11 protein-coding genes and 1 tRNA gene are annotated in these 12,444 nt (G+C 42.2%); 5 read left to right on the top strand and 7 right to left on the bottom strand.

What is annotated here, in order from left to right; translation table 11 throughout:
* Positions 1-54: 54 nt before the first annotated feature.
* Together V7K41_RS09245 and fba are read left to right on the top strand one after the other, a co-directional pair.
* Positions 55-609, top strand: coding sequence for a hypothetical protein (locus V7K41_RS09245; protein ID WP_334847437.1), 555 nt, complete (start codon positions 55-57; stop codon positions 607-609).
* A gap of 475 nt (positions 610-1,084) precedes the next feature.
* The gene (gene fba, locus V7K41_RS09240; protein ID WP_229500223.1) at positions 1,085-2,164 is read left to right on the top strand and encodes a class II fructose-bisphosphate aldolase; all 1,080 of its coding nucleotides are present in this window, start codon (positions 1,085-1,087) and stop codon (positions 2,162-2,164) included.
* A 285-nt stretch (positions 2,165-2,449) separates the two neighbouring features.
* On the opposite strand, the gene V7K41_RS09235 is transcribed toward fba, so the two are convergent.
* From V7K41_RS09235 to V7K41_RS09205, 6 genes are all read right to left on the bottom strand, one after another.
* A complete protein-coding gene (locus V7K41_RS09235; protein ID WP_334847435.1) occupies positions 2,450-3,262 on the bottom strand; it encodes a carbon-nitrogen hydrolase family protein in 813 nt (270 codons plus the stop codon).
* Between the two features lie 788 nt (positions 3,263-4,050).
* Positions 4,051-4,374 (bottom strand): thioredoxin, encoded by a 324-nt coding sequence (gene trxA, locus V7K41_RS09225; RefSeq protein ID WP_104909616.1) that lies wholly within the window; start codon positions 4,372-4,374, stop codon positions 4,051-4,053.
* Positions 4,375-4,692: 318 nt separating this feature from the next.
* Positions 4,693-5,856: a GuaB3 family IMP dehydrogenase-related protein gene (locus tag V7K41_RS09220; protein WP_334847433.1), complete on the bottom strand. Its 1,164-nt coding sequence runs from the start codon at positions 5,854-5,856 to the stop codon at positions 4,693-4,695.
* 148 nt (positions 5,857-6,004) lie between these two features.
* Positions 6,005-6,535 carry a YdcF family protein gene (locus tag V7K41_RS09215; RefSeq protein WP_334847431.1) on the bottom strand — a complete coding sequence of 177 codons (531 nt, stop codon included), beginning with the start codon at positions 6,533-6,535 and terminating at the stop codon, positions 6,005-6,007.
* A gap of 576 nt (positions 6,536-7,111) precedes the next feature.
* Positions 7,112-7,185, bottom strand: a tRNA-Arg gene (locus tag V7K41_RS09210).
* Positions 7,186-7,218: 33 nt separating this feature from the next.
* Entirely contained in the window at positions 7,219-8,307 is a 1,089-nt protein-coding gene (locus V7K41_RS09205) for a tocopherol cyclase family protein (RefSeq protein WP_334847429.1), read from the bottom strand.
* Positions 8,308-8,336: 29 nt separating this feature from the next.
* On the opposite strand from V7K41_RS09205, the gene V7K41_RS09200 reads away from it, so the two are divergent.
* The 3 genes from V7K41_RS09200 (at position 8,337) to V7K41_RS09190 (ending at position 11,988) form a co-directional block, all read left to right on the top strand.
* On the top strand, positions 8,337-8,951 hold the full coding sequence (locus V7K41_RS09200; RefSeq protein WP_334847427.1) for a DnaJ domain-containing protein: 615 nt from the start codon (positions 8,337-8,339) through the stop codon (positions 8,949-8,951).
* Positions 8,952-9,061: 110 nt separating this feature from the next.
* A complete protein-coding gene (locus tag V7K41_RS09195; RefSeq protein WP_334847425.1) occupies positions 9,062-10,522 on the top strand; it encodes a DnaJ domain-containing protein in 1,461 nt (486 codons plus the stop codon).
* Positions 10,523-11,238: 716 nt separating this feature from the next.
* Entirely contained in the window at positions 11,239-11,988 is a 750-nt protein-coding gene (locus V7K41_RS09190) for a hypothetical protein (RefSeq protein ID WP_334847424.1), read from the top strand.
* A gap of 311 nt (positions 11,989-12,299) precedes the next feature.
* Here V7K41_RS09190 and V7K41_RS09185 read toward each other — a convergent pair whose 3' ends face one another.
* Positions 12,300-12,425 carry a hypothetical protein gene (locus V7K41_RS09185; RefSeq protein ID WP_334847422.1) on the bottom strand — a complete coding sequence of 42 codons (126 nt, stop codon included), beginning with the start codon at positions 12,423-12,425 and terminating at the stop codon, positions 12,300-12,302.
* Between the last annotated feature and the right edge of the window lie 19 nt (positions 12,426-12,444).

The following is a 12,444-nucleotide window of genomic DNA, read 5'->3' as shown; positions in this document are numbered from 1 at the left end:
AAAATTGATGACTGAGATCGTCTTAAAAGTGTACAAGTCGAAGATACTAACTTCATGAAATCTCTAACTAGAATTTTTGTTGCTTTATTGTTGGCTGTAGGCATTACCTTTGGTGGTTTTCATAGTAATGCTCATGCTCAGTCAGCCATAAGTGTTGGCATTGATGGAAATAAAACTTTCGACCAAATGGTAAATGGTATCAGATTTGACCGGAAATATACTGTTCTGGTGGCTAACAAAACTGGAAACACTCTTAAGCGTGTAGGCGCTTACAATGACTCATCAAAGTGGCCTCTTGGTGATATTGAGGCAAATAGCGCAGTTGGACAACAATTTGACGGTAATCCTATTACTAATAGTTTTTCTATTGCATCTAACTATCGAATTCAATCTGATAAAAATGTCCAATTAGTAGCCATATATCCTACTATAGGAAGTAGAAAAGTTGGACTTGGAAATGTCAATCAAGACGGAAATGAGCCAGCAAAACAAGTTTGGGACAAAACCTATGATCGATTAGATAAAGCTGTCTCAAACGATCCTTTTGAAGCTCGTGCTTCTATCCAACAAAAAGACAGATCACTCGTCTGGTATTATGAAATTAAATAACCATATTTATGGTTTTTAGTGCGATCGCTTGATCTTGTAGGGTGCGTTATGCTTTGGCTAACGCACCTTGTTAATTGTCAGCACGATCGCCTCTTTATACTAAAGTTGCACTGATTATGTAAACTATGCATAATTTCATCCAAAATGCAATAGGCAGGGTAAAACACCCTCATAGCATTTGTCAGAAGTTAGTGGGTTTAAGTTGAAGCGATCGCTTAGATATAATCATTTTGGATACTGGGCTACCAGAGCTACTAGCTGTAGGGTAACTAAATGTACAGCAATACAGAGCAACTATAGCGGATAGTACAGCAGTATAGAACATATTGATAGTAACAATGGCGTAAAGTTTTTCAACATAGATACACGACACTAGTTATAATTTCCTATAAGTTGAAAAAACTCTTAAGATTTAGCGTAATGATTACGCTTCTCTCAGACCGACTAGCTGACAACCACATTAGGAGGACTATCTATGGCGCTTGTACCACTGCGGCTGCTGTTGGATCACGCAGCTGAAAACGGTTACGGCATCCCAGCTTTCAACGTTAACAATTTAGAGCAGATTCAGGCGATTCTGAAGGCTGCTGTCGAGACAGATAGCCCCGTAATTTTACAAGCTTCACGCGGCGCTCGTAATTATGCAGGAGAAAACTTTCTACGCCACCTAATTTTGGCGGCAGTAGAAACCTATCCTCACATTCCCATTGTCATGCACCAAGATCATGGTAATGCGCCTGCTACCTGCTACTCAGCAATTAAGAACAACTTCACCAGCGTGATGATGGATGGTTCTTTAGAAGCTGATGCTAAAACTCCCGCTAGTTTTGAATACAACGTCAGTGTTACCCGCGAAGTTGTAAACGTAGCTCATGCTCTGGGTGTCAGCGTTGAAGGTGAACTCGGTTGTTTGGGTTCTCTAGAAACTGGTGCTGGCGAAGCTGAAGATGGTCACGGGTTTGAAGGTACACTCGACCACTCTCAACTATTAACCGACCCCGATGAAGCTGTTGACTTTGTAGAAGCAACCCAAGTAGATGCTTTGGCTGTTGCCATTGGCACAAGCCACGGTGCTTACAAGTTTACCCGCAAGCCGACTGGTGAAATTTTGGCAATCAGCCGCATTGAAGAAATTCACCGCCGTCTGCCTAACACCCACTTGGTAATGCACGGTTCTTCTTCTGTACCTGAAGATTTGCTTGCACTGATTAACCAGTATGGTGGTGCAATTCCTGAAACCTACGGTGTACCTGTAGAAGAAATCCAAAAAGGTATTAAGAGTGGTGTACGTAAGGTAAACATTGACACTGATAACCGTTTGGCAATTACTGCTGCTGTACGTGAAGCTTTAGCTAAAAAACCAGAGGAGTTTGACCCCCGTCACTTCCTTAAGCCTTCTATTACATATATGCAGAAGGTTTGTGCTGAACGCTATCAGCAATTTGGCACTGCTGGCAACGCAAGCAAGATTAAGCAAATTTCTTTGGAAGATTTTGCTGCTAAGTATGCTAAAGGTGAACTCAACGTTATTACCAAAGCTGCTGCTAAAGTTTAATTTTGACAACAAATAAATAGGGGCATAGTGCTGCTATGCTCCTTAAAAACTTAGTATTTTAATGTTGTCAGAAACCGGGTGTTTACCCGGTTTTTTGTTTTATTCATTCAGGTGTGGGAATTGGGAATGGGGCATTGGGGAGGCAGTGCGGTCTTGGGGTTTCCCCCAAGTGGAGCAACTGCCGTCATTGGGCATCGAGAAGAGACAAGGGAGAGACTTGTTCAATAATTCCCCTTTCTCCCCCTTGTCCCCCTGCTCCCTTGCTTGTTCTCCAGTCCCCAGTCCTTAGAACATCCGATGTTGTAAAGAGGGCATTTGACGCCGGACTTGTTCTAGCCTAGTGGGCTTGATTTCTGCGATCGCAATTCCCGGTTTTTCTTCAGCATCGGCTAAAATTACACCCCAAGGGTCAATAATGACGGCGTGACCGTGGGTTAGACGACGGGCGTAGTTATTCCCTGTTTGAGCGGGAGCAATGACGTAGGCGGTATTTTCGATGGCTCTGGCTTGTAGTAGTACTTGCCAGTGGTCTTTACCTGTAAAAGCGGTAAAAGCGGCGGGAATAAAGATAACATCGGCTCCCTTATCTGCCAGATGACGATACAGTTCTGGGAATCGGACATCATAACAAATTGAAAGCCCTAAATTACCGAGCTTTTCTGAAAAATATACGGGGGGCAGTTGCGTACCAGCCACAACTGTGCTGGATTCGCGATAGGTGTTGCCGTCAGGGACATTAACATCAAAGAGGTGTACTTTGTAGTAGCGGGCAAGCTCTTGACCGCTGGGGTCGATGAGTAGAGTAGTGTTATAAACTTTGCCTGTATTATCTACAGGAAGTGGAAAGCTGCCGCCCAAGATGGTAATTTGAAAGCGTTGAGCCATTTTTTTGAGAAATTTTTCACTTTCAAGAGCGATCGCATCACCTTGTGCGAGTTTATCTTTTTCTTCTCCCATATAGGAAAAGTTTTCTGGCAAACCTACCAATTCAGCACCTTGACGCACGGCAAGTTCTATTAATTCTTCTGCCTGTGCCAAATTTTTGTGTAAATCGGGCACACTGGTCAATTGAATAGCGGCGGCTAAATAAGACTTCATAGATTCAACAACGAATAGTTGATTTATGGAAGATAGATTATCAAAATATATCGCTACTTCCAAATCTGTGGAACTTAATTAGAAATCCATCAGGGTTCCTTTTCTTTAACAGACTGGTTTTATTGCTGCTCTTAATCTTCCTCTGGGTTATAGCAAACTGAATAATATTGCCATGAGTTGCGATCAAACCCTGATAAAAGCCGCCTGATATGAATATTTCTGTATTACAGAGTAACTAAATTTATTTATGAGATTGTTATACCAATTTTATCGGACTCCTATTTGATTTGCGAAAAAACTCAGTACAAATATATCCACTTCTTTTCTGTTCCCTGTTTCCTGCTTAAAAAAGTAAGTTCAAGAATTAAATTAGATTCCTATATGTGAGGTTGAGCTTTATTCACGTAGGAATAATTCATCTAAACGCATACTTCTACAGAGAAGCAAGTTATACCAATTTGAAAAAAGAATTGATATTAATTTTGAATTTTGAATACTGAGCATACCCTTTCTCTTAAACAAGCTACGCACAGCCTCTCGTAGAAAACTAATGTACGTGACTCAGCCTTTGGGTTTTTTGTTAACGGCGTTAGCCCTAGAAATTGGTAGTGCGGGAATTAGGCAGTTGTTTTTGAGGTAGAAAACTCCTAAAAATATTCTGAAACTGTATACAAAAGTAAACAAGTTTGAAAGACAGGAAATTCGTATCTCTCAAACTGGTTTATGAAAATTAACTTAAAGTTAGAACAAAATGGATAACTCAAGAGGATTTTATTGCCGATTGAGTTTCAAAGATGCTTTTCGAGAGTGGAAGCTAATGTAGTTTTAGGCACAGCGCCGACCACCATATCCACTTTTTGTCCACCCTTAAAAATCATTAATGTGGGAATGCTGCGGATGCCGTACTGACTAGCAACATTCGGATTTTCATCTGTGTTGACTTTTACGACCTTTATTTGACCTTTGTACTGTTCGGAGATTTCATCGACAACAGGAGCTACCATACGGCATGGTCCGCACCAGGGTGCCCAAAAGTCAACTAAAACGGGTACATCGCTGTCGAGTACTTCTTGCTTGAAACTAGAATCGGTAACTTGTGCGGCTGTTGACATGCCTAAAACCTTCGCCAATAATATCTGAACTTGGTGAAAATTCTACCATAGCAAAAACCTCAGCTTGGGAGTGGGAGGATGTACATTTGCAAAGAAGCTCTCTTATTTTATTTACAAACATAAGGAACCGCCCGAACAGTAGTCCGGGCGGAGTGTGGTGTGAGGAGTGAACGGAAACATGCGTCTCCGCTATCTCTATTGTAAGCGACATATCGGATTTTTCCAGCAATTGTTTAGGGGGCCAGAAAAATTTATTGAATGATTAGGGATTAGGATTAAAATAAATCTTTCCCAGTCCCCAGTCCCCAGTCCCCAATTCTATTTCCCCATACCTAATTGTTGAGCTTTTTGGTAAACTTTACCCTCGGTTAATAAAGAAGGTGCAATCACAACTTCCACCTGCTGCATTTCTTTAATATTTTTCACTCCCAAAGTGCCCATACTAGTCTTTAAGGCTCCTAAAAGATTGTGAGTGCCATCATCTAGCCCTGCTGGGCCAATGAGTATTTGCTCGAGGCTACCAGTGGTGGCTACGCGAATGCGAGTACCACGGGGCAAGACTGGGCTAGGAGTCGCCATACCCCAATGATAACCTCGTCCAGGGGCTTCTGCGGCTCTGGCAAAGGGGGAGCCAATCATCACACCATCAGCACCACAGGCGATGCATTTGCAAATATCGCCACCGGTGATTAAACCGCCATCAGCAATAATGGGAATATAGTTGCCAGTTTCGTTGTAGTAATCATCTCGTGCTGCGGCACAATCTGCGATCGCAGTCGCTTGTGGCACACCTACACCCAACACCCCACGAGAAGTACAAGCCGCACCAGGCCCAATTCCCACCAGTACCCCAGCCGCCCCAGCTTTCAACAAATTCAACGTGACTTCGTAAGTCACGCAATTACCCAATACCACGGGGATGGGCATGGAACGGCAAAATTCTGCTAAATCAAGTGGTACTAAAGACTCTGGTGACAAATGTGCAGTAGAAACTACCGTAGCCTGGACAAAAAATAAATCTGCTCCCGCTTTTGCCACTACCTCACCATATTTACTTGCACCGGCTGGAGTCGCACTCACTGCGGCAATGCCACCTTGTTGTTTAATTTCCTGAATACGTTGTTCAATTAATTCCGGTTTTATTGGTTCGGCATAGAGTTCTTGCATTAGGGCAACAAATTCATCTTTCCCCACAGAGGTAATCCGATCTAATATTGGCTCTGGGTTGGCATAGCGAGTTTGAATACCCTCTAAGTTGAGGACACCTAATGCTCCTAACTGTGACAAACGTACAGCCATACGAACATCTACTACACTATCCATAGCACTAGCAATTATCGGGATTTCTCGCTCAATATTGCCAATACGCCACTTAGTATCTGCCAAACTAGGGTCTAGTGTTCTGTTACCAGGGGCTAGAGCAATTTCATCTATTCCGTAAGCTCTGCGAGCTGTTTTTCCCCGCCCAAGTTGAATTTCCACGCTTTAACTTTACTCAAATCTGTTTAAGCTAGGGTATCAAATTGTGAGGAAATTTGGGGCGTTTTTTCCCGAACCATATAAGTGACTAGTGACGGCTGTCATTAGTCATTTGGATTTTGACCAATTCAAAATCCAAAATTAGTTTTATTTACCGTTTATTTTTAGCGGCATCCACACCAGTGTAACCAGTTGCTAACCAAATTATCGCTCTAGCTCCATCACGAATAGATTTTTCGATAGATTCAGGGGGTTTTTCTGACGGAACTGGCACTGGTTTTAAATAAATACCCCGACTACCCAAAATAATTTCGCCGATGACACAAGCCCGACGCATGTGGAAATCTGAAGTAATCAAATAAACGCTCTTAATGCCGCGAGCTTGCAAATCATCTACCAAAGTAGTAAAATTAGTAACTGTATCTACTGCTTCATAATCCAAGTGTAAACGTTGAGGATCAACACCAGCTTTGGTAAACACTCTTTGGGTGAATGTACGTGGACTGCCGCCTGTAATCCAAATCGGTATATTTGGATGCTCGCGAACAAATCTTGCTGTAAATTTTTCTCGCTCTAAATGTCTCGTTGAACCACCTAACACTACAACTGCTTGCGGCTGCACAAATTGGTTTTGTACTTCTTTGTATCCCCACCACGTAATTATTGGTAGGGCAAAAGCCATAAAACGAAAAGATTTATTTGTAAAGAGTAGCTTATTCAAGGCTCAATAACTTAATTTACTTAGTGCACAATTTTCTCTGGATATAAGAAAAAACAATTGATAGTAGAGTAGCAAACTTCTAAAGAATCTGCCCAAATTCTGCCCAAATATAAATTTGGTTGGTTTTCGTGTAACAGCGCGATTAAGCGTGCCTGGAGTTTTTCCTCTAATTGATGTAATTGATGGATTATCCTAACCGATATCGGATGATTCATCAAAGGGTTCTAACCACTTTATCTAGTAGTTCTCAATTGCACGGAATATAGGAGCCAGTCTAACTTTTCACGTCATATGGAAACCTCTCTCTAAATCTCTCTCCTAGAAGGAGAGAGACTTTGAATTTTCCCCCTTCCTGATGCGGGAAGGGGACTAGGGGGTTAGGTTCTTCGTGGGCTTTTCCACATGACGTGAAAAGTAAGAGGAGCAGGTGACATGGGCGGATTTCCCTACTTGGGCGAACTGGCATACCCCTGGTAGGGGCACAGCGATGCTGTTACCCTGTGAATTGCTATAGCTATATTAATTGTCTGAAGATAACGGGACTGGTGCGACTTGAACGCACGACCTGACGCTTAGGAGGCGTCCGCTCTATCCAACTGAGCTACAACCCCAACTGCGAAGCATATATAATTATAGCAGTAGTTTTAGGGAGACTGCCAACAATTATCCCAAGAGCCGCCGCCTACTTCTAAACCACAAAGAAAACTTTTTGCTTTTATAATTATTTTAGATTTTCTCCCATTTAATTCTCGTAACTCTAAATTTAGTTTTCCTTGCATGGTGTCCCGGCAACAGTATCTTAAACCTTCTGCTGTCGGCGCACGTAGAGGTGTACCAGATAAATCTGTGGTTCCTATTAATTCAATTTCATAACTAGAGTTGCTAGCTTTCATTTGCCACCTACCCCAAGGCTGAATTTCCCACTCTACTTGTGAATTCCAGGGAACAAATTCATAAAACTTGCCTTGATAATGCAGTCCAATCATCGCTACAGATTCCATCCACCACAGTACACCCCGCCGTCCACCGCCAGCAGTTAATGCTAAGTCGGTTTCGCCCTCGAAGCAATTACAATTTATCCAAAACCATTTCTGAGGAAAAGCACCACCCCAATTTTTCTCACCGTAAGCTGGGGCGTTAGTGAATTCGTAGATTTTGCCATTCCAGTCAATCTTCCCACTGGCTAAACCGTGAGCCATCAAAATTTGCCATCCCGGTTCAAAAATCTGCAAGAATGACAGCCAACCTGCGGTTGATTGCTGAATGGCATTTTGATTGCCCCAACCGTATACTGGTTGAATTTCATACTGCCAACGGCAATAATTATTGGTGGCGCGATCGCGAATTATTCCCTGATTCAAGGTGGCTGTAGCTTGATATCCTTCTTGGACATGAAACTCAAACTCTGCTGGGAGTAAGTATAGGGGAGAAACTTGCAAATTATTTTTACCCCAATGACCTAAACCTAAAACATCCCGACTACCCCAAAATTTGTTGACATCAGGAAAAGTACGGGAAAGGTACTCATCATCCGGGCCGAGAATTTGGGCTGCACCGCCACTGTAAGGTTTACCGCCGATGGGGTCTTCAATAGAGTACATAAAGGCGAATGTTTGCCCAATTTCCGGTAGTGTGACGCGGTAATACCAACCTTCAAAGAAGCGGCGACTACTACCATCCCAGTGATAGCCAGAATGGGGTGTTTGGAGAGAATTTAGGGGAATAGTTAACATAGATTTATCTAATTGCCGATTTTTTCAGTATGCGCGACGATCGCTTCGATATTAATGATGCTTATGAAATTCTTGGGCTGAAACCCGGTGCATCTCAAGCACAGGTGAAGCGAACTTACCGTAAACTAGTGAAAATTTGGCATCCCGATCGCTTTGTCGATCAAAGGCAAAAACAGGAAGCTGAGGAAAAAATTAAATCAATCAACGCAGCTTACAACAGGCTCAAATCTGAAAATCCATCTGAGCCTCCCATTCCTGAAAATCCATCTTCATCTTCGCCTAAAAATCCCCCAAAAATATCTGTCAATCGTTGGGATGCAGAAACTTTCTACACTTCAGGAGTAGAAAATGCTACACAAGGCAGATATGAGGATGCGATCGCAGATTTTACCCACGCAATTCGTCTCAATCCTCACTATATTGATGCATATAAATATCGTGGGCTAGTTTGCTCTCAACTGGGATACGAATATAGAGCCGCTTCCGATTTAAATAAAGCTGCACAAATAGAAGAAGAGTTAAAAAATCCGGGCGCTGCACGGACATCACGCTCACCTAGATATGTATCAAAACCTAGACCTCTAATAGAAAGATTTTGTCAGAGGATAAAAAGTTTACTGCGGCTAAATCGGCGTTGGAGATAAGGAGCGAAGATAGTTTAAGACACTTCAGACGGCGATATCAGACCTGGAGTTAGATACTACTGATACTTGGGAATACTAAGTGTAGTAAGATTTGCTGCTGATTTCTTAGTATGAGCGATCGCCTTGATATAAATCATGTTTACGATATCCTTGGATTAAAACCAGATGCATCTGCCGATCAGGTCAAGCAAGCTTACCGCCAGATGGCTAAGACTTGGCATCCAGATTGTTTTCTTGAACCGCAGCAAAAGCTAGAAGCACAAGAAAAAATAAAAGAAATCAATCAAGCTTATGCAAGATTAAAGTCTTATCAGCCAAGCCAGACAAATCAATCTGCTTCCACTTCTACCAAAATTGATTTCACTGCATCCAATGCTGAAAGTTTCTACAAACTGGGCATGGAGAAAGCTCAAAGAGGAAAATATACTGAAGCAATTGAAGACTTTACCCAAGCGATTCGTCTCAACCCCAACTACTTTGAAGCCTATAAATACCGAGGGCTAGCTTGCTCGAAACTAGGATATGAAAATAGAGCCAAGTCAGATTTCAAAAATGCCAGTGAACTGGAACTGAAACAGAAAAAAGCACCACCCAAACCTACATCGCCATCGCCAAAGCCGCCACCACCCAAACCTCCATCGCCATCGTCAACGCCACCTGAACCACAACCACAACCTCAACCTTCACCGTGGAAATGTGTACACACCCTGACTCATCTAAACTGGGTTTTTACAACTGCAATCAGTCCAGATGGGCAAACTTTGGCTAGTGGAAGTAGTGATAATTCAATCAAGATTTGGCATCTCGACACAGGTAAATTACTACATACTCTCACTAGTCATAAAAAATGGGTAAGATGCCTAGCCTACAGCCCAGATAGCCAAACTCTGGTTAGTGGCAGTGATGACAGCAGCATGATGATTTGGCAAGTGTCTACAGGTAAATTACTCAACACGCTCAAAGTACATTCAACCCCAGTTTTTTCTGTAATCATTAGTCCAGATGGTCAGACTGTCCTGAGTGGTGGTACAGACACCACTATCAAGATTTCCCATATAGAGATGGGAGAATTGCTGCACGTCCTCAAAGGTCATTCTTACTTGGTTTACTCCCTTGCAATTTGCCCAAAGCAGCAGATATTAATCAGTGGTAGTGCAGACAATACCATTAAGCTGTGGAATTTTAAAAGTAGGAAATTGCTACAAACTCTCAACGGACATTCAGGTTGGGTGACTTGTGTCGCCATTAGCCCTGATGGGCAAATTTTAGCTAGTAGCAGTTATGACCAAACTATCAAGTTATGGAACATCAGTACAGGTAAGCTAATTAACACACTTGCGGGACATCATAATTATGTTTGGTCTGTAGCTTTTAGCCCCGATGGTCAGCATCTTGCTAGTGGTAGTGCAGATCATACTGTGAAGCTATGGGATGTTAAGACAGGACAAAATCTTTACACTTTGGATAACCATTCAGATTGGGTTAACTCTGTCGCTTTTAGTCCTGATGGCAAAACTTTGGTTAGTGGTAGTCGAGATATGACAACCAAGCTTTGGCGCTGCGATATTTAACGACAAATTAAAAATTTAGATGATTTTAGGACTTACGCACTGTACAAATGCATCGTGATGTGAATTAACGAAAATAGATTGTTTCAGGCTTTTTTTAATTATCCTGCGATCGGAAATAGACCATGCTGTAGGGGCACAGCAATGCTCATACGTGTCAACTTCAGCCGAAAACTATATCAGACAGGCGTTTTGTAAATCCCTCACGCCCTCATCCCCTAACCCCTTCTCCCAAAGGAGAAGGGGAATTGAATGTCTAGCTCCCCTCTCTCTTGGGAGAGGGGCTGGGGGTGAGGGCAAAATGTTTTCACCAAGCGGGTTTAGCGTTAAGTTGACACCAATGAGCAATGCTGTGCCCTGACGACAGATGTGGTTTTTAACCCTTTCTCATATTTGATATTTATTGTCAATGCGTAAATCCTAGATTTTAGTAAATTGCTAGATTTTTTATCAAACCATCATCTGACAGTTTAATAACATCTATCTTTGGGATACTCTTTCTCTGGATTAAGTATTAACTTCCTAAAGATTAAGTATTAACTCCCTGGAGATAGAGCCAGTTGTTTGATCTCAGAGGTTATTCTGAGATCACCAACAGTTGAGTAGCAAATAAAACTGAATATTTATCAGCAACATATATTTTTCAGTTCATTAAAACCTCTTGTTTTTACACAGCTTTAGTTTGTCAATATCTTATCTGAGGAGTTAAATCAACGGCTATGTCTATTCCCAATGAACGCGAAACCAAAAACAGTGAAGTAAGACAAGAATCTTACACTGATACTAATGGTAATAATCACAGCCATTTGACACGAACCAGTGAAACAGTCAACAACAGCACAGCTAATCCCAACTCTTACACTAACGGTTACGTACAAGGTCGAAATGTTGAGCGTACATACCAGCAAGCAGATTTAGCCCAGCGTGATGAAAACAATGCTAGTGGTGGTTTGCTATTGGGTATTATCATTACTTCACTGCTTGGTTTGGTTATAGGTGGGGTCTGGTACTTCAACCAGCAGAATAACGCAGCAGTTAACAATGCTGTGCCGGTTGTGGTTCCTGTACCGAGTAAGAGTAGTCCAACGCCCAGTGCATCTCCTCAACCACCAACGACGATAATTGAAAGAACTAGGGAAGTACCTGTACCTGTTGCTGTTCCTGTTCCCCAACAGCAGGTTACACCTCCGTCTCCACCTCGCCAACCGAATATTAACATTACTATTCCACCCCAGCAGCCTGCGGCAGAAAAAGCACCTTCTGTAACCCAACCAACTCCTAAAGCGACACAAAGTCCGGCGACGAGTTCAACTACTAATACTCCGACTTCGCAGAACGATAGTTCTACTAATACTGTTGCTCCTAGTACGAAAAGTGACACATCTAAAAGTACTACACCTCAAGGAATAGACCAGTCAAACAGTACATCTAATAGCGATTCTTCTACCACAGGCGGTTCTGGTCAATAATGGCTTCTGAACTTTCAGCCCACTTGGTAATGTTGGCGTGAATGCCAACATTATCAAGTGGGACAATTTTTAAGTAATATTTCTGAATTGTTGCGATAAATTAATGGTACTCAAGTTTAGTAAAGGTGTCTTGTAGCTAAATAAACACAATGCTAGATTAAGACCAAGGTACAAACAGGTTAAAAGTTAAACAAAAACTTTCAAGTTAGAGCCTGTGCCTCCTGCTCTAATGTTCTCGCGATCGCTATGCATGGTTGTGGCATCCATTGAATGTGTTTTTGCCTTGAGTTCAATGAGTTGTTTTGGAGGTTTTAGAACGCACAGCCAGAAAATGCCTGCCTAGTTGGAATGTAAGGATGTGCAATTCTGAGTAGAGCGATGTCTGCGACGGGCTTACGCCTACGCGAATACTGTCCACCAAATTTTAAGTTAGTCATTTCTGAATTCTCCAATCTT

The sequence above is a fragment of the Nostoc sp. genome (genome assembly GCF_036917415.1).
GTDB lineage: Bacteria > Cyanobacteriota > Cyanobacteriia > Cyanobacteriales > Nostocaceae > Nostoc.
The sequence above is the reverse complement of the archived record's forward strand: the minus strand, read 5'-3'. Positions and strand labels throughout refer to the sequence as shown.

Excerpts from the sequence above, each read along its gene's own strand:
- trxA (WP_104909616.1), bottom strand. The coding sequence starts at position 4,374 with ATGTCAACAGCCGCACAAGTTACCGATTCTAGTTTCAAGCAAGAAGTA.
- V7K41_RS09215 (WP_334847431.1), bottom strand. The coding sequence starts at position 6,535 with ATGGCTTTTGCCCTACCAATAATTACGTGGTGGGGATACAAAGAAGTA.
- V7K41_RS09190 (WP_334847424.1), top strand. The coding sequence starts at position 11,239 with ATGTCTATTCCCAATGAACGCGAAACCAAAAACAGTGAAGTAAGACAA.
- V7K41_RS09235 (WP_334847435.1), bottom strand. The coding sequence starts at position 3,262 with ATGAAGTCTTATTTAGCCGCCGCTATTCAATTGACCAGTGTGCCCGAT.
- V7K41_RS09245 (WP_334847437.1), top strand. The coding sequence starts at position 55 with ATGAAATCTCTAACTAGAATTTTTGTTGCTTTATTGTTGGCTGTAGGC.
- V7K41_RS09195 (WP_334847425.1), top strand. The coding sequence starts at position 9,062 with ATGAGCGATCGCCTTGATATAAATCATGTTTACGATATCCTTGGATTA.
- V7K41_RS09185 (WP_334847422.1), bottom strand. The coding sequence starts at position 12,425 with ATGACTAACTTAAAATTTGGTGGACAGTATTCGCGTAGGCGTAAGCCC.
- fba (WP_229500223.1), top strand. The coding sequence starts at position 1,085 with ATGGCGCTTGTACCACTGCGGCTGCTGTTGGATCACGCAGCTGAAAAC.
- V7K41_RS09205 (WP_334847429.1), bottom strand. The coding sequence starts at position 8,307 with ATGTTAACTATTCCCCTAAATTCTCTCCAAACACCCCATTCTGGCTAT.
- V7K41_RS09200 (WP_334847427.1), top strand. The coding sequence starts at position 8,337 with ATGCGCGACGATCGCTTCGATATTAATGATGCTTATGAAATTCTTGGG.